The 20389-nt window shown below is 71.7% G+C and carries 13 protein-coding genes; 5 read left to right on the top strand and 8 right to left on the bottom strand.

Annotation, left to right across the window (positions count from 1 at the left end; genetic code table 11):
* Nucleotides 1–20 precede the first annotated feature (20 nt).
* Together AB0F04_RS27760 and AB0F04_RS27755 are read left to right on the top strand one after the other, a co-directional pair.
* Complete coding sequence (locus tag AB0F04_RS27760; RefSeq protein WP_362045910.1) at nucleotides 21–1424, top strand: cytochrome P450; 1404 nt, start codon at nucleotides 21–23, stop codon at nucleotides 1422–1424.
* A 281-nt stretch (nucleotides 1425–1705) separates the two neighbouring features.
* Nucleotides 1706–3187: an MFS transporter gene (locus AB0F04_RS27755; protein ID WP_362046246.1), complete on the top strand. Its 1482-nt coding sequence runs from the start codon at nucleotides 1706–1708 to the stop codon at nucleotides 3185–3187.
* Nucleotides 3188–3215: 28 nt separating this feature from the next.
* On the opposite strand, the gene AB0F04_RS27750 is transcribed toward AB0F04_RS27755, so the two are convergent.
* On the bottom strand, nucleotides 3216–4307 hold the full coding sequence (locus AB0F04_RS27750; RefSeq protein WP_362045907.1) for a GDSL-type esterase/lipase family protein: 1092 nt from the start codon (nucleotides 4305–4307) through the stop codon (nucleotides 3216–3218).
* A 221-nt stretch (nucleotides 4308–4528) separates the two neighbouring features.
* On the opposite strand from AB0F04_RS27750, the gene AB0F04_RS27745 reads away from it, so the two are divergent.
* A complete protein-coding gene (locus AB0F04_RS27745; protein WP_362045904.1) occupies nucleotides 4529–7957 on the top strand; it encodes an NACHT domain-containing protein in 3429 nt (1142 codons plus the stop codon).
* 66 nt (nucleotides 7958–8023) lie between these two features.
* Here AB0F04_RS27745 and AB0F04_RS27740 read toward each other — a convergent pair whose 3' ends face one another.
* The 5 genes from AB0F04_RS27740 to AB0F04_RS27720 form a co-directional block, all read right to left on the bottom strand.
* Nucleotides 8024–10936: an AAA family ATPase gene (locus AB0F04_RS27740; protein ID WP_362045901.1), complete on the bottom strand. Its 2913-nt coding sequence runs from the start codon at nucleotides 10934–10936 to the stop codon at nucleotides 8024–8026.
* A gap of 204 nt (nucleotides 10937–11140) precedes the next feature.
* Nucleotides 11141–12145, bottom strand: coding sequence for a (-)-alpha-amorphene synthase (locus AB0F04_RS27735; protein WP_362045899.1), 1005 nt, complete (start codon nucleotides 12143–12145; stop codon nucleotides 11141–11143).
* Nucleotides 12129–13430, bottom strand: a complete 1302-nt coding sequence (locus AB0F04_RS27730) for a cytochrome P450 (RefSeq protein WP_362045897.1) — start codon at nucleotides 13428–13430, stop codon at nucleotides 12129–12131. Before AB0F04_RS27730 ends, AB0F04_RS27735 begins: the two co-directional genes overlap by 17 nt.
* Before the next feature lie 433 nt (nucleotides 13431–13863).
* On the bottom strand, nucleotides 13864–14334 hold the full coding sequence (locus AB0F04_RS27725; protein ID WP_362045895.1) for an SRPBCC domain-containing protein: 471 nt from the start codon (nucleotides 14332–14334) through the stop codon (nucleotides 13864–13866).
* A 74-nt stretch (nucleotides 14335–14408) separates the two neighbouring features.
* Nucleotides 14409–14810, bottom strand: a complete 402-nt coding sequence (locus AB0F04_RS27720) for a DUF779 domain-containing protein (RefSeq protein ID WP_362045893.1) — start codon at nucleotides 14808–14810, stop codon at nucleotides 14409–14411.
* Nucleotides 14811–14967: 157 nt separating this feature from the next.
* Here AB0F04_RS27720 and AB0F04_RS27715 point away from each other — a divergent pair, with 157 nt between their 5' ends.
* On the top strand, nucleotides 14968–15894 hold the full coding sequence (locus AB0F04_RS27715) for an aminoglycoside phosphotransferase family protein (protein WP_362045891.1): 927 nt from the start codon (nucleotides 14968–14970) through the stop codon (nucleotides 15892–15894).
* 6 nt (nucleotides 15895–15900) lie between these two features.
* On the opposite strand, the gene AB0F04_RS27710 is transcribed toward AB0F04_RS27715, so the two are convergent.
* Both AB0F04_RS27710 and AB0F04_RS27705 read right to left on the bottom strand, forming a co-directional pair.
* Entirely contained in the window at nucleotides 15901–17940 is a 2040-nt protein-coding gene (locus AB0F04_RS27710) for a CocE/NonD family hydrolase (RefSeq protein ID WP_362045888.1), read from the bottom strand.
* A 16-nt stretch (nucleotides 17941–17956) separates the two neighbouring features.
* Nucleotides 17957–19270: an ATP-grasp domain-containing protein gene (locus AB0F04_RS27705; protein ID WP_362045885.1), complete on the bottom strand. Its 1314-nt coding sequence runs from the start codon at nucleotides 19268–19270 to the stop codon at nucleotides 17957–17959.
* Nucleotides 19271–19480: 210 nt separating this feature from the next.
* Here AB0F04_RS27705 and AB0F04_RS27700 point away from each other — a divergent pair, with 210 nt between their 5' ends.
* Entirely contained in the window at nucleotides 19481–20386 is a 906-nt protein-coding gene (locus tag AB0F04_RS27700; RefSeq protein ID WP_362046243.1) for an SDR family oxidoreductase, read from the top strand.
* Nucleotides 20387–20389: the final 3 nt, after the last annotated feature.

Here is a 20389-nt window from a genome sequence, read left to right as displayed (position 1 = left end):
TGTCGGAGGGTGGCAAGAGGATGGAATCCCAGCGGGATGACGGCGGATCCGTGGACCTGCACGACGCAGGGCTGGAGACGCTCGCTCCCGAACCGCTGCTGACCAGGGACTACGAGACGCGTCCCGCGCTCGTGTACGAACGGCTGCGGCAGCAGCACGGCCCCGTCGCGCCGGTCGATCTGCTGGGAGTGCCGGCCTGGCTGGTCCTCGGCTACCGCGAATCGCTCCAGGTGCTCCAGGACGACGACGGCTGGCCCAAGGGCCTGGAGAACTGGCGGGCCCGCACCGAGGGCAGGGTGCCGGCCGACTGGCCGCTCGGACCCTCCCTGGAGGTCAACCACATCCTGATCCAGGGCGGCCCCGGTTACCGGCCGCTGCGCACCGCGTGGGACGTCGCCCTCAAGCCCTTCCAGGACCCCCGCCACCCCCAGGCCAAGCGCCTGAAGGCCGCCGTCACCGCCTACGCCGACGAACTGATCACCCTCGTCGGACAGGGCGGCAGGACGGGGGTGGCGGACCTGTCCGCGCAGTTCTCCCGGCCGCTGCCCCTGATGGTGGCCAGCCATCTGCTGGGCTTCCCCGGCTCGCAGGGCGACGACGCGCTGATGGACATGTGGCGGGTGCTCGACGCGGGCCAGGACGCCGAGGCCGCGCTGGAGCGCCTGCTGGCGACACTGGCCGAACTGGCCGAACTGAAGCTGCAGAAGCCGGGCGATGACTTCCCCTCGTACCTGCTGGCCGCCCACCCGGACCTCTCACTCGACCAGCTCGCCCGCGAGCTGTTCATGCTGCTCGGCATGACGTCCGACCACGTCGGCATCCTCATCTCCAACACCGTCGTGGAGGTCATCTCCGGCGAGGGCAGCGTGCGCGCGAGCCTCTCCGCAGGGATGGTCAGGGAGAGCATGAACCGGGTCGTCATGCGCAAGCCGCCGCTGGTCAACTTCGTCCCGCGCTTCGCGGCCCGCGACACTCCCCTCGGCAACTACACGATCCGGGCCGGTGACCCCGTGTGGGTCTCCCCGGGCGCCGCCCACGCCGACCCGCTCTTCGCCGACCACGTCGCCCCGGGCACCACCATCAGCACCCGGGCCCACCTGTCCTGGGGAGCCGGACCACGACAGTGCCCGGCACGGGAGCTCGCCTCGGCGGTCGCGGCGGCCGGGGTGGGGCGCCTGTTCGAGCGGTTCGACCACCTCGACCTCGCCCTGCCCGCCGACCAACTGCCGTGGCGATCCTCGCCGTTCATGCGCGGTCTGCGGTCCCTGCCCGTGCACTACGAACTCGCCTCCGCGCCGCCCCCGCGGCCCTGGGCGGACGACCCCGCACCCGGGGTGGCCGAAGAGGTCCTGCCGGACCCGTCCGCCCGGCAGCGCTCCTCGCTGTGGCGGTATCTGACGGGCCTGATCCGCGGCGGCCGCTGAGCCGCGGGACCGAGCCGAACGCCCGGGCCGCATCGGCGTTCCCCCACGGGCCCGGGACAGGGCGCGATCGCCGCGCGGCTGTGCCCGCCCTGCGGCGACGGTCCGCACTCACCTGACGGCGATCACCCCCCACACCGGCCGCTGCCCGGGGGGACGGAGATCGATTGGTGGGGTGCGGAGGCCGGGCGTACGGTCGAACGGTGGACACCGCAGGCAGCAGCCCGCAGCCGGCTTCACCACAGGCGACCACCACCAGGGAATCCGGTGGTGGCGGCAACACGATGGCACTTCTCGTCATCGCCTCGTGCCAGTTGATGGTGGTCCTCGACATCACCATCGTGAACATCGCGCTGCCGCACATCCAGAGTGCGCTGGATTTCTCCACCACCAGCCTGTCCTGGGTGGTCAACGCCTACACCCTCACCTTCGGCGGTCTGCTGCTGCTCGGCGGCCGGGCCGGCGACATCCTCGGCCGGCGGCGCGTCTTCATCTTCGGCGTGCTGCTCTTCGCGCTCGCCTCCCTGCTCGGCGGATTCGCCCAGAACTCCGGCCAACTCCTCGGCGCACGCGCCCTGCAGGGCGTGGGCGGCGCCATCGCCTCCCCGACCTCCCTCGCCCTGATCAGCACCACCTTCCGCGAGGGACCGGAACGCAACCGCGCCTTCGGGGTGTTCGCCGCGGTCTCGGCCGGCGGCGGCGCGATCGGCCTGCTCGCCGGCGGCATGCTGGTGGAGTGGCTGGACTGGCGGTGGGTGCTGTTCGTCAACGTGCCCATCGGCCTGCTCATCGTGCTCGCCACCCCGCGCTTCATCAGGGAATCCGAACGCCACCCCGGACGCTTCGACATCGCCGGCGCGCTCACCTCCACCGCGGGCATGGTGCTGCTCGTCTACGGCTTCATCAGAGCGGCACAGGAAGGCTGGCGGGACGCCCTGACCCTCGCCTCGTTCGCCGGGGCGGTCGTTGTCCTGGCGGTCTTCATCATGATCGAGCGGCGTTCGAAACAACCCATCACGCCGCTGCACATGTTCGCCGACCGCAACCGTGCGGGCACCTACGGCATCATGCTGTGCCTGGCCGCCGCCATCTTCGGCATGTTCTTCTTCCTCACGCTCTTCGTGCAGGACGTGCTCGGGTTCAGCCCGCTCGCGGCCGGACTGGCCTTCCTGCCGGTCAGTGCGGTCATCGCCGTCGGAGCCGGACTGGCCTCGCGGTTCCTGCCCGTCTACGGGCCCAAGCCGTTCATGGTGGTGGGCGCGATCCTGGCGGCGGCGGGCCTGGCCTGGCTGACCCTGACCGACGTTCACTCCACCTACGCGGGCAGCGTCCTCGGCCCGATGCTCGTCTTCAGCCTGGGCATGGGCATGGAGTTCGTGTCGCTGACCCTCATGGCGCTGTCCAACGTGGCCACGCCGGAGACCGGTGCGGCCTCCGGACTCCTCAACGCCACCCAGCAGGTCGGCGGCTCCCTCGGTCTGTCCATCCTCGTCACGATGTTCGGCACCGCCAGCACCAACGAAGCGAAGCAGCAGGTCCCGGATTTCCTCCAGCAGGCGACCCCGGCCGAGCGCATCCGCTTCCAACGCACCGGCGAACTGCCCAAACCCTGGTCCGACGAGATCCTCACCGCCGGTGTCTCGGCCGCCTTCATCATGGCGGCGATCTTCACCGCCGTGGCCGCGCTGATCGCCCTGCTCGTCATCCAGGTCCGCCCCTCCGACCTGGAACGCCTCAAGGGGGGAGCGGGCCCCGGCCCGATGTGAGGTCCGCCCCCGCCGCCCGGAGCCCCCGCTACGAACCGATCCGCGCCGCGATGACCGGCGCCAGCCGGTCGGCGATGACCCGGTGTCCCCGGTCGTTGGGGTGCACCGCGTCCGTCAGGTCACCCGACGCCAGCCAGCCGGTCGTGTCGACGAAGGAGACCCGGGCGTCTCCACCCGCGACGGCGGCCTTCACCGCGGCCTCGGTCTGCGGGACGAACCGCCCGCGGAAGGTCTCCAGAGCGAAGATCCACGCCTGCGGATACGCGGCCCGCACCTTGCGCAGCAGGCTGCTGTACCCCGACTGGAACTGCGCGGCGCTCACCCCGTGCCCGACATCGTTGGTGCCGAGGTTGATGACGACCGCGTCGGCCCGGTAGCGGGAGAAGTCCCAGTCGGGCGTCGCCACGTTCGGGTTGAGCTTGGTGAACTGCCGCTCCAGCCCGACGCATCCGTCTGCCGCGGCGACCAGACACGCCCCGCCCTGCGCGATCTGCGTGTGCTCAGCGCCCAGCCGCTCCCCGATCAGCCAGCCGTACGCGGTACGGGCGTTCTGCGAGCTCGTCGTGCCCACAGTGATCGAGTCGCCGACGAACTCGATCGTCCTGGACGGGGCCGGCGGTGCGAACGTCGTCGCGGAGCCGTCCAGGACCAGGCCCTGGAAGACGGCGTCGCCCTTGTACGACCCCGCCACCACCTGGTAGTTGACCTGGAGGGTGTGGTTGCCGGGGGACAGGGCCGTGGGGGTCAGGTTCACCGTCCCCTTGACGTCGTCGTAGAACCGTACGGGACCGTTGTCGATCCGCGCCCACAGGTCGATCGTGTTCCGCTGCTTCAGCTTGACCGTGCGGCCGGTGAAGCCGACCCGGTAGTAGGCGCCCGCCCAGTAGGGGGTGTAGGCGGTGGCCGAGCTGGTGGTGTCCCAGCGGCCGACGAACTTGATGTTCGGGTCGCCCGGCTGCCCGGGGGCGGCGGCGTTCACCGTGGTGCCGGTGGAGCCGGTCCGCACAGCGGCGGCCCGCGCGGGCGAACCGTCGGCCCAGGAGAGCAGGCACGCCATGAGCGCGGCCGCGAGGAGGGCCGGCAGGGCGCGTCTCGGGACGGTGTGGGGGGAGGTCTGCACGGGGTTTCCCTTCACGTGGGGGTGGTAGGGGAGCGCTCCCATAGGCAGCCGTTCGAGGGAAGCAGTGAAACGGTTCAGCGTCAAGGGCGCGGCGCTGAGGCAAGCCGAGGGGCGCGGCACCGCCGCCATACGCCCGGGTGGCGGGTGCCCATGGCGCTTCCGTCGGGTGAATCTGAGGTCGCCGGTGCCCGGATCACCGCTCGCGGCGGAACCCTCACAGGGTGAGCGAAGGAGGAGTACCGCCCCGGCGGCTCGGACGAGCGCTGCTCGACGGGCTCGGTGTCCGCGGCGCCCTGCACCGGCGCCGGCTGATGCGGCAGGGTTACGACCGGACCAGGACCTGGCGGGTCCGCAAGAACGGCACGTACGTGGCACTGCTGGTGCTGACGTTCACCGGGGCGCTGGTTCTGCTGTTCCTGGTCGTCACGGCGCTGATCAGCCTGCCGCAGGAGAAGAGCTTCGACTCGCCCGTCCGGTGGATCAGCAGGCAGTGCAGCGGTGACGACAGTTTCAGCTGCGCTGTCCTGCAGTCGCTGTTCATGCCGTTCCTCACCCTCGCCCTGGCCACCGTCACCTATCTGTTCTTCCGCTTCAGCCACGTGCGCCGGGCGTACGTGCGCAAGGCCCTGGAGGACCCCCACGAACTCGTGGAGACCGCGGGCGGCATCTTCGGCCGGGTCGTCGGTCGCGACCAGCTCTGCTCCGTCCTCATGGAGGACCTGCGCGACCGCCGCTTCCGCCGTACACACGTCGTCGTCGGCGGCATCGGCACCGGCAAGACGGCGCTGGTGGTGCTGCTCACCCAGCGGCTCGCCGAACGCGGGGCCGTGCCGGTACCGCTGCGGCTGCGCGCCGCCGACCAGGATCTGGACTTCCGCGAGCTGGCCTTCGAGCGCTTCTGCCGGGAGGTGCAGGGCCACATCCGGTCCGCCGCGGAAGCGGAGAAGGTGTGGCGGCGGCTCAGCCAGCAGGGGCGGATCGTGGTGCTCGCTGACGGCCTGGACGAGGCGCTCACCGCCGCTGACCTGACGGAGGAGCGCGACACCATCATCCGGCTGGCCATCCGCCGGGCCAACGAGGAGGGGCTGCCGCTCATCATCACCTCCCGGCCGCACGACTCACTGCGCGGCATGGAGGCCTCCCTCACCGAGCTGGAGCCGCTGAGCGAGGAGGCCGCCCTCACCTACATCTCCTCCGGGGGCGCCGGAGAGGACCGCCAGCGGCTGGACTGGATCGTCGAGCGGGCCGGCATCGCGGAGGCCCCGACCTATCTGGAGATCGCGGCCGAACTGCACGAGCAGGGCCTGCTGGAGCGGGCCCTCAGCGTCCCCACGGAGGAAGAGGCCGTGGAGACCCGGGGCGGCGACCGGGCGTCCTTGCGGTTCCATCTGTTCGAGACCTGGCTCAGCGCCCTCATCAGCGGCCGCTTCCGGCCGCACCTGCCGCTCTCCCCGGAGGAGCGCCGCTCGACCGTCCACTACCTGTCCGCGCTCGCCTGCGTGGGTCTCGCCCTCGACACTTCAGAGGTGCGGTTCGCCGACGTCGTCGACGAGCAGGACCCCGCCAACTCCCGCTTCCCCGAGATCGTCCGCGAACTGGCCCGCAGGGTCGGCGACAGCGGCATCGACCTCAGGCTCGCCGCCCACTGGGGCGCCCGGATGGAGCTGGTCGAGCTCGGCGGGGACCGCGTCCGCTTCCAGCACAGCGTCATCCAGGCCCAGCTGGGGGCCCGTTTCCTGAACGCGGTGATCCACCCCGACGTCCCGGACGAACCGCGCGAGGGGTCGTTCTTCCCGGCGGCCCTGCGGAGTCCGGGCCGGGAGCTGCTGATCGCCATGGTGCTGCACTCCCGGCTGCCCGACGGCGCGTGCGTCCACGACGAGCCGGGCGCGGTGGGCCCGGACGGGACCTGCTGGTGCCCGGTGAGCGCGGCCCGCGACCTCCTGATGGAAGCCGCCTGCCAGGCGCAGTCGGTCCGCGCCTGCGGACAGGGCGACGACGACAAGCAAGAGGCGCGCCCGCTCTTCGGCCGCACCCTGCACAGCAAGGCCCTGGAGCTCTACGCGGCGGCCCTCGAGATCGACAGCGTCGACGCCGAGCCGGAGCAGCACCTGATCGCCATGCGGCTGTGCACCTCCTGGCCCGAGCTGCGGGCCCGCGACCCGCACACCCTGCGAACCGCCAAGGCCCTGCTCGTGACCCGGTTCGGCGAGGCCATGCGCGGTGTCGCCCAGCGCCAGACCCTCCGGCCCGCCTACCTGGAACTGTTCGAGATCGCGCGCCTGGAGCCCTCGTACGCCGTCCGTCTGGCCATCGCGCAGGAGATCGGCGCCGGCGGCGACCTCGCCTTCGGGGCGCTCCAGCCCAGGCTGCGCGGACCGCAGGTGGTCGAGAGCGGGCGGGTGGAGCGGGAGTCCGACTGGGCGGAGGAGATGTGGGGCGGTCAGCAGCCCGAGGTCGTCGGCGAGCGCGAGAGCCGTCGCCGCAGGCAGGGCGAGGGGCAGGTCGCCCGTATGAAGAGGGAACTGAAGGAGCGTGAGCAGCAGCGGCGTCAGGAACGCCGGCGGGAGCGCGAGGACCGCGAGGCCGAGGAACGGCAGTGGCGGGACAACACCCTGTGCGCCTGGCTGGTTCCGCTGCTCGTCGGCTCGGTCACCACCCACCGGCACCAGGACACGCCGTACGCCTTCCTGGAGAGCTGGGTGCGCCGCGTCGGCATTCCCGAGGACAGCCCGGACGCGCGCGCCCGACTCGACCTCAACGTGGAAGTGGCGCTCGCCCAGGGCTTCAAGTACGCGGCGAACCGGCGGCACCGGCATCCGCACGCACGGTCCGAAGCCCGCGAGTACCTCAGCGAGCAGGCCTGGGACATGCTCAAACGCACCCGGTTCTGGTTCACCCGTCTGACACTGCTGCACGCGCTGACCCTTTGGGACCTGCCCGACGGTGCCACGGCCTCCCGCCCCTCGAACGGCCACGGTTCCGACCCCGCCCAGCAGGTCCGTCAATGGCTGGCCCGGCCGGACGGCGAACCGGAGCATCCCTTCGTGACGGCGGCGGGGAATCTGTGCGTGTGGGCGCTCGAGACCCGGCAGCCCGAACGGTTCCTGTGGATCGACGAGTCGGGCGTCGCCGCACACGTCGGCTCCCAGACGTCCCGGGGCGAGGCGCGCAAGCACAACCTCTGGATCCCGCCCTCCACCGGCTGGAGCGCCCTCCACCCGAGTGCCCAGCAGCTCCTCGCCGACGTGCTGCTGCTGCTCAATCTGGCCGAACGCGGCGACTGGCCCACCGACCGCATCCGCCGACTGCAGCACACCGCCCGCCCCGACCTGCCGCCCTGCCTCACCCTCGACCGCAGTCCGCTCGACCCCGGCCGTACCACCGTCCGCACGGCCTCCTCCCAGGCGGGCTCCAACTGCCGCGACGACTGCGCCTTCGAACTGTGCCCGTACCCGCCCAAGGGTCTCGACGGCCAGCGCGTCGAACTCGGCGAGGCCTTCTGCCGCGCCCAGGCCACGCTCCTGTCCCACTCCCGCTCCGGCCTGCACCCCAAGGCTTCCTGGCAGCGCCGGACGAGCATCGCGGAGCTGCGGGCGTTCTGGGAGTCGATGGGGCATCGGGCGCAGCACAACTCCCGGCCGCGGTGAGCGGGCGACCCACCGACGCGCGGACCCGGCCGGGACACCCGGCGGCCCGCCCGTGGCGGGCATCTGTCACGGCCGCGGCCGGGGGAACGTCTCCAGCGCCGCGGCCAGGCCCGCCGCGTCCGTGCCGATCTTGCGGTAGACGGACGAGAGCAGCTGCCGCACGCCCTCCTCGGTGAGGTGCAGCTGCTCGGCCACGACCGCCGAGCCCTGACCCCTCACCGTCATCTCGGCGGCCCTGCGCTCCTGCGCGGTGAGTGTGTCCGTCTGCGGGTAGCGCAGGGGCAGCGGTCGCAGTCCGGCTGCGGACAGTTCCTTCCTGGCCCGGGCGGCGAGGCCCTCGGCGCCGCAGTGCACCGCGCCCTCCAGACCTTGGTAGAGCCGGTCGGCGGCCTGGTGCAGACGGCCGTCGCGGGCCAGCGCTGCACCGTGGCCGACCAGGGCACGGGCCAGTTCGTACGCCGCGGGCGACTGTTGCAGATGGTCGACGGCCTGCGCGTGCAGATCGAGCCCCGCCTCACCGCCCGTCACCTCCGCCTGCGTGTGGAGCGCCTGGCCGATCGCGGATGCCGCACCGAAGTCCCGGGCCCGCTTCACCGCGTCCCGGGCGTGGCGCACCGCCCGGTCGGGGGCGCTGCGCGACAGGGCCGAGGCCAGCCCCAGCTGCCAGCAGCACCACGCGGGGTTGCGCCATTCCCTGCCCTCCAGCCACTCCCCGACGTCGGTCAGCAGGGCGGCCGCCTCCTCGGTCCGGCCCTCCGCCAGGAGCAGCTCGGCGTAGACGGTGCGCGGGTCGGGGTAGATGACGGCGTTGGGGATGACGTCGCCGTAGCGGTACGAGTCGGCGAGCCGGCGTGCCGCCACGACGCGGCCGCGGGCCAGGAGCGTCTGGATGAGGATGCCGACGGCGAACCACTGGGCGGGCACCGCGCCTTCCACCCGGTCGGCGATGCGCAGACCCTCCCGCACGAGGTTCTCGGCCTCGGCCAGACAGCCGCGGCGGTAGCGGATGTATCCGGAGAGCGTCTGCCCCAGTGCCAGGTGGGAACCGCGCCACCCCTTCGACTCGCACTCGGCCATGCCCTTCGCGAACAGTTCCTCGGCACGTCGCGGCTGGTCGCAGTACATGAACACCAGCGCGACCGAGACGGGCACCTCGAAGCCGTGGTTCTCATGGGTCCAGCTCAGCCCGCCGTGCAGGGCCTTCTCGGCGTACGCGAGGGCCTTCTGACGGGGCTCGCCGCACATCATCGCGTCCCAGGCGCGCGACCCGAGGATGTAACGCTCCTCCAGACCACGCCCGGGCAGGCGGTCGGCGAGCCGGGCCAGCTTCCGCGAACGGCCCGACGAGTCCGGCTCGTCCGTACGGAAGGCGCTCCACACGAAGTGGTCGGCCTGCATCCGCAGCCGGATCCGGGGATGCGCGGCAGCCCGGCGCGCCTCGTCCGCGGCCACCGTCGCGGCCTCCGCCATCCGGTCGGTGTGGGCCAGCGCCTGGGTCAGCCGGTACACCATCGAAGCACGCAGCTCGGGGTCGATGCCCGGCTCCGCGAGCGCCTGACGCAGATGCGTCACGGTCGCCGTCGGCTCGATGAGGAAGGTGGCGCAGGCGAGTTCGTGCAGCAGCGCGGCGCGCTCCTCCGGCATCGGTGGCTCCTGCAGGGCCCGGTCCAGCAGCCGCCGGGCCGCCTCCGGGGCGCCGGAGTGCAGCGCCTCCCGGGCGGCCTCCCGCAGACAGGCCACGGCCTCGGCGCTGCCTTCGCAGGGGACTTCCAGCAGATGGCGGGCCGCGGCGGCGGGGCCGAGCCCGGCCGCCCGGATGGCCTCCGCGGCCGAGTTGTGCAGTCCCTCCCGCAGGCTCGGCCCGATGGACCGGTAGATCGTGGTGGCGATCAGCGGGTGGAGGAACTCCAGATTCCCTCCGGGCACGTCGCCGTCGGCCAGCACACGGGCGCCGCGCAGCTTCTCCGTGGCCTCGGCCGCCGCGGTGCTGCCGATCGCGGCGATACGGGCGGCCAGTTCCGGTGCGATGGCCTGCCCGAGGACGGCCGCGGCGTAGGCGAAGCGGACGGTGCTGGGGCCGAGCCCCTGGAGCCGCTCGATCAGTCCCGGCCCCTTCACCGCGGCGGCCAGGTCGCGCATGGCGGGCAGGTCCTCGCCGGTGCCCCTCAGATTGCGTTCGCCGAGCCTGATGGAGAGTTCCACCGCCTCGAACGGGCTTCCCCCGGTGACCTCCCAGCATTCCTCGCAGAACGCGTCCTCCGCCTCTTCGCCGACCTCGTCTCGGACGATCCGGGCCACAGCTGTGGCACTGAGCGGCGCCAGGGTGAAGGGACGACTCCCCAGGTCGCCGGACGGGGAGCCGAAGGCCGCTGCCTCGAGCGGCAGTTCGTCGGGCCGGAAGGCGACCACGATCAGCATCGACAGGTCCAGCGCCCGTGGCGCGAACGAGGCCAGCCAGGTCAGCGACTCGACGTCGGCCCAGTGCAGATCGTCCAGCAGCAGCACCACCGGCGCCTTCGTCACCGCCAGGCGCGTCATCACCCAGTCGAGACCGTCCCGGACCCCGGTCGGGTCCGGGGCATGGCCGTTCGGCGCGGCGACCAAACCGAGAGCGGCGGCGACGATGTCGTACCAGCCGCCCAGGAAGGTACGGAGCTCTTCTGCGTCCATCGACGCCAGCGCGGGCTGGACGACCTGTCGCACCAGGTGGAACGCCAGCTCCTGCTCCTTCTCACCGCCTTGGCCCGACAGTACGGTGAACCCCAGGTCCCGGGCCCGGGCGCGGGCCTCGGTCAACAGGGCGGTCTTGCCCATCCCGGCCGGACCGGTGAACGCGAGGAGTCCACCGCGCGGTGCCTGGGGCACGCCGTCCACGGTGTCCCGCAGGCCCCGCAACCCCGAGTCCAGTGCGCGGAGCTCCTTGCGGCGCTCGAGCAACGGCCGGGTCTCGGGCGTGGGTTGCCGCAGCTCGTTCGCCATGTGCCGTACCGCTTCCTGTCGTCGGTCATCGGGAGGCAGCGCGAGCGTACGCCTCCCGATGGACACCGTTCCGGAATCCGGAACGAGCACGACGAAGAAGGGTGAATGACCTGCTACAGCCGCGTGAAGTGCGGGCCGGGCGGGTACCGTGGCCCGAATGGGCACCCGCCCCGCCCCCTGACGACGTTCCTCCTCAGGTCCTTCTCACCGCAGGCCCAAAGCCGCCGCGTCCGCGTACCGCGGCACGGTGCGGGACCAGTAGTAGCAGCCACGGATCCAGCCGGCCATGCCGTCCACGTAACCGACGCCCGAAGGGCTCAACTCGGGTTCGATCTCGGCGTAGAGGCCCTCGAACTCGCGGATCGTGCGGTTGATCTGCTGGATGGCCAGGGTGACGGCCACGGGCAGGGGGCACCGGTGGGCCCGCTGGTAGGCGAGCGCCAGGTTGATCATTTCGCCGGACCGCTGCTCCTTGACCGCGGAGAAGAGGTCGGGGATCCACACCGCGGCGTCGGCCGACAGCCGGCTCAGCTGCCGCATGACCGGGTGGTGGAGTTCCGCGGAGGTCAGCTCGCACGGCTGGGCGGCCTCGCACAGCGGGTGGAAGGGCTCGACGCCCGCGGTGAGGGACCGTATCGACGTGCACAGCCCGGAGCGCGGGGGTGAGGGGTGGGGCTGGGCCACCGACTCGTACAGCAGCCCGTGCACGTACTCGCGGCTCTTCCAAGCCCAGCGGGCGGCCTGGGCGGGGGTGCACCGTGCGCGGACCTGCCGGTAGAGGTCGGACAGGGCCGCGCCCAGCGGAGTGCTGGGCGGTGCGCCGTCCCGCAGGATCGCGATGCTCTCGCCCAGCATGGGGAGCAATCGGCCGGGCCGGTGCCGGCCGACCTCCTCGGCCCGGTCGTCGAAGACGAACTGGTAAGCGATCTGGTGAGCGACGAGCTGCAGGAGGCCGGGATCCGCGTCCGGGCTGTTGTAGGAGGCGAGTTCGGCCGGGCGCGTGTGGGAGATCATGGTCTGGACGCCCGGTTCGTCGCTCAGCCCCGTCGCGCGCAGCCACTCGTCGACTCCCGCCCTGGCGGCCGCTTCGTGCGGACTGCGCCGGAACGGGAAGGGCATGTAGAGGTGAGCGTCGATCAGCTCCACCAAGGTGGACGCGGGAAGCATGTCCTGCGCAACGGCCGCCCTTTCCTCATGCGTGGTGGACACCGTTGTCACCGTCCCTCCGGGTCTTCTCCGTCCCGTACGCCGCTCGCACGGCGCCGGGGGTGAGGGCGAGGCCGTGCGGCGCGGTGCCGCCCGGTGCGTCCGCCCGTGCTGTGCAGATCATCGTCAGGGACCTCGGTCCCAGCGTCGCCCCGGGGCGCGGTGACGGGACACGCCCGGCCGGATGCCGTAGCCGCCAGCGGCCGGCCACGGTCGCCAGCGCCACCGTCATCTCGGCCATGGAGAACAGGTCGCCGATGCACTTGCGGTTGCCGGCCGCGAACGGGATCAGCGCCCCCTGCGGGCGGGCGGCGGCCGCGCCCTCCAGCCAGCGCTCGGGCCGGAACGCCTCGGGGTCGGGGAACGAGGCGGGGTCGTGGTGCAGGAGGTAGGGGCTGTACAGGACCGTGGTCCCCCGCGGCAGCCGGCGTCCGGCAAGCTCCGTCTCCCGGGTGGTGACCCGCGTGAAGAGCCAGCCGGGCGGGGAGTGGCGCAGCGTCTCGGTGAGGACGGCCCGGGTGTAGACCAGACGCGGCAGATCGTCGGCGTCCGGTGACCGGCCGGCGAGGACGGTGTCGACCTCGGCGTGCAGCCGCCGCTCCGCCTCCGGGTGCCGGGCCAGGAGACTGAAGGTGGAGGCCAGACACATCGAAGGGCTCTCGGAACCGGTGAGCAGGAGGGACACCAACTGGTCGTGGACCTCCCGTTCGGTGACCGAGGGCCCGCCGTCCGCGTCCGCCGCGGCGTTCAGCAGGAGCCCCAGCAGGTCGTCGCGGGGAGTGCCCCGGCGGCGCTCGTCGATGGCCGTGCCGATGAGCTCGCGCACCCGCTCCACGGCCCGCCGGTAACGGCGGTTGGCGGGTGTGGGGAGACGGAAGAGGGCGTCGACCGGTATCACCGTGCGCACGAACAGGCCCCGGACGATGACGGCGAGGCAGTGCCGCACCTCGTCGGTCGCGGCGGGACCCAGCGAGTCGGACAGCAGCAGCCTGCTGATCAGCCGGGTCGTCAGACCCAGGGTGGCGGCACTGACATCGACCCGTTGCCCGCTGCGCCAGTCCCGGCACAGCGACGCGGCCTCCTCGGCCATGACGCCGATCTGCGCGGCGACGCCGACGGGGCGGAAGGCGGGCTGCAGCAACCGGCGCTGGCGCCGGTGCTCGGCATGCGGGCAGGTGACGACGCCCTCACCCATCAGTGCCCGAAGCCTGTCGTACTGTGGTCCGCCCTTGTCGAACGTGCGGGTGTCCCGGAGCATCCGGTGGACCAGTTCGGGGTGACACACCATCCACGCCCGCCGGGGGCCGAGACGTATCTCGACGAGATCGCCGTGCGAGGGAAGAGAATTCAGAAAATCCAGCGGCCGGCGGAACAAGGCGATACCGTGGCCGAGGGATGGGAATATGCCTGGAGCAGTACCAACCGTCCATGCCTGCTCCGATTCAGGAACGCAGCCGTTCATGGAATTCCACCTGCTTCAGTCGACCTGGAAAACGGTGACGTTTCACCGATGCGGCGCTTGCCCCATGTCCTGCCCAGTTCGATGGGCGGCCGACTTGGTGAACCCTTTCTCCAGGGGGGCGCACGGGTGCACGGGGCAGGCGCTGGGTGCATCACTTCTGCAGCACGCCATGCCCCGGTCCGTCTTCTTCCGCAGCTGAGGCCTCTATGCGAGCCCTCGCATCTTTTCCGTGTACATGCATCCGGAGAAGAATGCCGTTTCAGGCGGATCCTTGACCTTCCACGAGCCGGCCCAGATTCGCCAGCGCCGTGCGCGTGCCCGTCTCGTTGTCGGCGGCCGACACGGCGTCGGGGATGCCCTCGTGCACCATCAGCACGTCGGTGCCGCCGCCGTCCGCGTCGGTGAGCGTGGTCGTCAGCGTCATGACGCCGCCCAGCGCCGGGTCGACGGTCTCGAACTCCAGCACCTCCACCACCCGCTCGTCCGGCACCAGCCGCGCGAAGTGCCCGTGGTAGGTGTCGGTGTGCGCGGCCGACTTCCCGGAGGCGTCCGGTGCTTCATAGGTGAGCGAGACACGGAACCTGCCGCCCTCGCGCCCGTCGAACTCGTGCACCTCGCCGCTCATGCCGGCCGGCACCCGCCAGCGTGCGATCGCCTCCGCGCTCACCAGCGCCCGGTAGACGGCGGCACGAGGAGCGTCGACGTGACCGGAGACCCGGGATGTGTACATGGGGCCACCTTAGGCGCCGCCCCCGGGGGGACAGGGCCGCGGACGCGGGCGGGCGGTCCGCGATCCGGAGCGGCTTAGACGTGGTCCGCCCCGGTGGGCAAGGGCGGTTCCGATGCGAGGCGGCGCAGTTCCTCGTCGGTGAGGAGGCGGGAGCGCAGGAGGAAGCGGACGCCCTCCGGGGCCTCCAGAGAGAAGCCGCTGCCACGGCCGGGGACCACGTCCACGGTGAGATGGGTGTGCGACCAGTACGTGAACTGGTCCGCGCTCATCCAGAACGGCGTATCCCCGGCCACCCGCCCGAGCAGGACGTCCGACGCGCCCACCCGGAACTCGCCCCGCGGGTAGCACATCGGGGCGCTGCCGTCGCAGCAGCCGCCGGACTGGTGGAACATCACCGGTCCGTGCGTTCCCGTCAGCCGCCGCAGCAGTTCCTCGGCGGCGGGGGTGAGTTCGACACGTCCTGTACGCACGGCCATGAGCCCTCCTTGCGGCGACGGTGGGTCGGGGACCGGTCCGTATCGCGAGTCCTCCAGTATCCCCCCGCAGCAGCGGCGAGGGCCATGAGGCGGGAGCGGCCACGGCCCGCCGAATCGGCGTGGCAACCCGACCGGTGGCACTGGTTGAATGCCGGGCGTGACCGACACCGACACGCACCGGTCCGACCGCTGGGCCGGGTACTTCGCCCGACGTGGGTATCCCCATGTCCGGCGGCTCGCCGCCGGAATGGAGGGGACCGTCTACCGGCTCCGTGACGGGACCGTGGCCAAGGTCTGGGACCGGCGCCCTCCGGAGGACTTCGGCCTCACCCGACGGCTCTACGCCGATGTCGCCGCGCACGCCCTGCCCTTCGGCACTCCGGAGATCCTCGACGTCGAGGAGCACGACGGAGTGCTCGTCAGCTACGAACGCGAGCTCGCAGGGCGCCCGTTGCGCTCGGACCAGGACGGCGGCGAGCCGCCCGCCCGTGACCTGCCCCGCAGCGAGACCGACGCCCTGCTCACCGTCCTGCGCGCCCTGGCCTCCGTCCCGGGCAGCGAGGCCATGCGGCGCCTGGTGATCCAGGGGGACGACCGGCCGCTGTGGCAGAACCACTCCCGCTTCCCCGACGCGCTCGCGGCCCTCGTGGAACGGGCCGTCGGCCGGAACGGGGACGCCCTCGCCGCGCGGGTGCCCGGACTCGCGGACGCCGTGTCCCGCACGGCCGCCGCGCTGCGGGCGATGCCCGACCGGGCCGACAGCCTCGTCCACGGCGACCTGGTGCCGTCCAACATCCACATGGACGAGGACGGGCGCCCGGTCGCCGTACTCGACTTCGGGTTCTGCACCACCGCCGGCGACCCCGCCTTCGAGGCCGCCGTCACGGCCGCCGTCTGGGACATGTACGGACCCCACGCGGCGCACCACACCGCCGAGCTGACCCGTCTCTTCGCCCGGGAACTGGGCCATGCCGAAGAGGACCTCGTCCTCTACCGGAAGGCGTACGCCCTCATCACCTACGACCTCTTCGGCACGGGCCCGCACGACGGGCACTTCCGCTGGTGCGCCGCCCTGCTGCGGTGAGGCGGACTACAGCAGGTCGCGGGGGACCTTCTCGTTCCAGGTGCGGGAGAACACCCGTCGGTCGGACTCGTAGGCGTCGAGGGCCGCGTCGACGAAGAAGTCCGTCTCGTCGCATGTGAGCCGGGTGTGGGTGACCACCTTCACGTCCCAGTCGTCCCGCGTGAACCTCATGGTCCACGTGGTCTCGCCGCCGACCGAGGTGAAGTCGTCGGCGACCGCCGTGTAGCGCTCGTGGGCGCGGCGGCCGGCATCCAGACCGATGTCCTCGAAGCGGACCGTGCCCTGGTCCTTCACGATGTCCAGCTCGGAGCGGTAGTCGACCAGGTCCCGCTTGACCTCCCAGCGCTGCTCCCGCGGCGTCACCTGAGTCGTGGCCAGAGGGACGGTGCCCTCGGGTTCGCCGAAGGGTGACGAGGGCACCTCGTCGGGCTCCTCCACCGGCCGCACGGGCAGGGTGAGCGTGCTGGAGTGCTCGTGGACGCTCAGCAGGGCCGGCTTCGGTGCAGGCCAGGCCAGCGGCCAGTAGGACGTCGACAGGGACAGCCGGATGCGGTGGCCGGGCGGGAACGCCTGCGCCACACCGTTCAGCGGGATGGTGGCCCGGTAGCGCCGCCCCGGCTCCAACGGTTCCGGAGCCTCCGTGCTGTCACGGCGGGTCAGGTTCAGGATGCCGTAGGAGACGCGCGTCGCGGCGCCGTCCGGGCTCACGTCGGACAGCCGCGCGGCCACCATGGCGACCGGCTCGCTGACCGACAGGTCGAGCTCCACGCTCGGCGAGCCGAGGATCTCCAGCGGCTCGGTCAGCGGCTCGCTGTCGAAGACGAGGGAACCGCCGTCCTCCTCCCGCTGGTCGTAGGGCAGGTCCGGGGGCGCGTTGTAGGAGGCCCACTTGCCCGCGAACTGGCCCACGGACAGAGGCGAGCGCACGGTCATCGCCGCCCCGCCCTCGGACGTCTGCGCGGCCGCGTCCCGCGCGGGCCCGATCGTGTGCCGGGTGAGCGGGTGCGTGACGGGCCGGATGTGCGGGGACGGCCAGTCCGGCTCGCCCACCCAGCGGCCCGGCCGCTCCTCGTAGGAGGTGGAGGGCGGCACGCTGTCCTGCATCCACGCCTGGAGCATCGGCCCGCCCATGACGCCGTTGTCGACGCCCTTGAGCCAGTGGTCCCACCACCGCACGAGCTCCTGGAGGTAGCCGATCGCCGGGCCGGGCTCCCCGAGGTGGGGGAACTTGTGCGACCAGGGGCCGATCAGCCCCTTGCGGGGCACGTCCAGGTTCCCGAGCAAGCGGGTCACGGCATTGGAGTAGCCGTCCGCCCAGCCGCTGGAGGCCAGGACCGGACACTGCACGCTCGTGTAGTCCTCGCACACCGAGGCGTGCCGCCAGTAGTCGTCGCGGCGCTGGTGCCGCAGCCACTCCAGCACCCACGGCTCGGTGTTCTCCAGCCGCTCGTGCCACATCTCGCGCCAGCGCTCGCCCACCACGGCCGGGTCGGGCGGGCAGGTGCCGTAGGCGAACATGGTGCCCGCCTCGGCCAGGTTGTCCGACAGCAGCGCGCCGCCCATGTAGTGCATGTCGTCGGAGTGCCGGTCGTCCGTGAAGGACGCGATGGCGATGGCCTTCAGGCTCGCCGGCCGGCGGGCCGCCACCTGCAGCGCCGCGAACGCGCCCCAGGAGATGCCCATCATGCCCGTACTGCCGTCGCACCAGGGCTGCTCCGCCAGCCAGGCCAGGACCTCCTCGGCGTCCGCCTGCTCCCGTTCCAGGTACTCGTCGCGCAGCACACCCTCGGAGTCACCGGTGCCGCGCAGGTCGACGCGGACACAGGCGTAACCGTGACCGGCGAGGTAGGGGTGGTGGATGGAGTCCCGTACGGCCGTCAGATCGCGCTTGCGGTAGGGGATGTACTCCAGCACCGCCGGCACCGGCTCCTGGTCCGAGGAGGTGGGGCGCCAGATGTGCGCGGAGAGCCGGACCCCGTCCGACATCGGGATCGTGACGTGCTCTTCTTCCTTCGTCTCGTACGGCAGGTTGGTCACGTAACGCATGGAACTGACGTGCTCCTCACTTGCGCGCGGCGTCGTTCTCGGCCGGGGCGTCCTCGAAGGCCAGGCCCAGGGCGGCCACGCAGTGGTCGAACTTCTCCCGCAGCTCGGCCTCGTCGGCCCCGCCGGTGTAGATGTGCGCCAGCTCGTAGCTGTAGCTGTCCTGCCCGGGCAGCTCCGAGAGCCTGTCGCCCTGTTCCGGGATCACCTCGATGCGCACGCCGGGGGTCTCCCGCTCGATGCGGGCGATCTCCTCGGGGCCCGGCACCCGGCGCACGACGCCGTCGGTGAACCAGCGGTGGTACCACTTCGCGGCCATCGCGTACTCGCCCTCGCGGTGCGGCATGTGCGGGTCCTCGCCGAGGGCGAGACGGACCATGGCGTGGTGGTTGGGTACGCCGTCGACGTACCGGAACAGCTCCGCGTGCGACTGGGAGTGCCGGGGGTTGATCTCCAGCAAACTGATCTGCCGGGTCCGCGGGTCGTAGAAGTACTCGATGCTGAAGGTGGCCGAGTCCATCCCGATCCGCCGCATCACCCGCTCGCTGACCTCGTGCAGTTGCGCGATGGCCGGGGGCGGCAGCATCGAGGGGTACTGGTGGCGCAGGAAGCAGGAGGAGTCCGGGTACTGGATGGAGTCCAGGACGCCGTAGACCGTCACCTCGCCCTGGTGTACGTAGCCCTCGACGGCGACCTGGACGCCTGACATCGCCTCTTCCGCCAGACAGACGCGGCCGCCCACGCCGTTCATCTCGGGTGGCAGGTCGATGCGTTCGAGGATGTGCTCGAAGGGCCGGCCGATGCGGGAGATGCCGTCGCGGATCTCGGCGACGGCCTTGCCGAACTCCTCCTCGTCGTCCACTCCGAAGGCGAGTTCGGAGGAGTACGAGAGGGCGGGCTTGACCCACATCGGGAAGGTCAGCCCGTCCGGCGGGCGTGGCGGTTCGGCCGACAGGTCGACCTGTCCGAACCGCGGGTGCCGGTCGGTGGCCTTCTGCTGCTCCAGCCGGCTCCAGTACTTGTGCTCGCACTTGACCACGGACTCCAGGCTGGTGCTGCGCGTGCCGTAGCGTTCGCTCAGCATCGGGACGAGCGTGCTGACCGGGAAGTCCCAGTAGCCGACGATCGCGTCGATGCTGCCGTCGAACGCGTCGAGCACGCCCTGGGCCTTGTCGAGCAGTGCCGGCAGGTCCACCTCACCGACCTGGAGCTCCTCGATCGTCAGCAGCTGGTGAAAACGCAGCTGGTCGGCTCCCGGGACCTGTTGGAGCGTGGGCAGGTTGGCCTCGTCGAGCCCGATCACGAAGACGTTCTTCACCGTCTCGTCAGACACGGCTCTCCTTCCGACGACGAACGGCCCGAAGGCCGGCTTGCAAGATCGTCGGAGTACCCCTCGTGCCCTCCGGCATTCCGCTCCGGGCACCGGGCCCCGCTCGGACACGAGGGGACATGCCTGCCGCCGTGGTGGGAACGCGGGGCGGGCAAGGACGGCGTGGCCGGCGAGCCGAGCCACGCCGTGGACGACACCGGCAAAGGGGAAGATGTGCAGCCCGAGCAGGAAAAGTCCGCACCCCAGGTCGTGTCCGAGCCGGACCCGCCCTACGACTCCGACAAGCAGCCGAGGCCCGGCATCGAGGCCGATATGCGCACCGAGCCGCGCTACCGGGCGAGCCGTTACCGGGCCAGCGGGAAGCTGGAGGGGAAGACCGCGCTGATCACCGGCGGCGACTCCGGCATCGGCAGGGCCGTGGCGCTGCTGTACGCGCGTGAGGGGGCCGACGTCGCCGTCGTCCACCTGCCGGAGGAGCAGGTGGACGCCGAGCGTGTGCGCGGCGAGGTGGAGGAGCAGGGCAGGCGCTGTCTGCTGCTGCCCGGCGACCTCACCGACCCGGAGTTCTGCCGAGCGGCCGTCGAACGGACGGTGGGGGAACTCGGAGGCCTGAACATCCTGGTGAGCAACGCGGCCTACCTCAACAGCAAACTGGAACTGGAGCAGTTGACCGCGGAGGACTTCGACCTGACGTTCAAGACGAACGTCTACGCGTACTTCCACCTGCTCATGGCAGCCCTGCCCCATCTCGGGCCCGGCGACGCGGTCATCGCCACCGCGACCGAGGAGGCCCTCAAGGGCAGCACCACGATGATCGACTACGCCGCGTCCAAGGCGGCGCTGATCACGCTGACCAAGTCCGTCGCGACGCATCTGGCCAAGCGGGGGGTGCGGGCCAACGTGGTCGCGCCGGGGCCGACCTGGACGCCCCTCAACGAGGCGGATCCGCACATGCCGCCGGACGGGCTCGCCCACATCGGCAGCGAGGCCCCGCTGGAGCGCGCCGCCCAGCCCGAGGAGATCGCGCCGACGTACGTCTACCTCGCCTCCGACGCCGACTCCAGCTACACCGTCGGCGAGGTCATCGCGGTGACCGGCGGCATCGTCGACACGCGGTAGCCC

This window comes from Streptomyces sp. NPDC029041, assembly GCF_040637515.1.
Taxonomy (GTDB): domain Bacteria; phylum Actinomycetota; class Actinomycetes; order Streptomycetales; family Streptomycetaceae; genus Streptomyces.
This window is presented reverse-complemented; position numbering and strand designations above follow the sequence as displayed.

Excerpts from the sequence above, each read along its gene's own strand:
- AB0F04_RS27760 (WP_362045910.1), top strand. The coding sequence starts at position 21 with ATGGAATCCCAGCGGGATGACGGCGGATCCGTGGACCTGCACGACGCA.
- AB0F04_RS27755 (WP_362046246.1), top strand. The coding sequence starts at position 1,706 with ATGGCACTTCTCGTCATCGCCTCGTGCCAGTTGATGGTGGTCCTCGAC.
- AB0F04_RS27740 (WP_362045901.1), bottom strand. The coding sequence starts at position 10,936 with ATGGCGAACGAGCTGCGGCAACCCACGCCCGAGACCCGGCCGTTGCTC.
- AB0F04_RS27730 (WP_362045897.1), bottom strand. The coding sequence starts at position 13,430 with ATGGTGTGTCACCCCGAACTGGTCCACCGGATGCTCCGGGACACCCGC.
- AB0F04_RS27725 (WP_362045895.1), bottom strand. The coding sequence starts at position 14,334 with ATGTACACATCCCGGGTCTCCGGTCACGTCGACGCTCCTCGTGCCGCC.
- AB0F04_RS27720 (WP_362045893.1), bottom strand. The coding sequence starts at position 14,810 with ATGGCCGTGCGTACAGGACGTGTCGAACTCACCCCCGCCGCCGAGGAA.
- AB0F04_RS27710 (WP_362045888.1), bottom strand. The coding sequence starts at position 17,940 with ATGCGTTACGTGACCAACCTGCCGTACGAGACGAAGGAAGAAGAGCAC.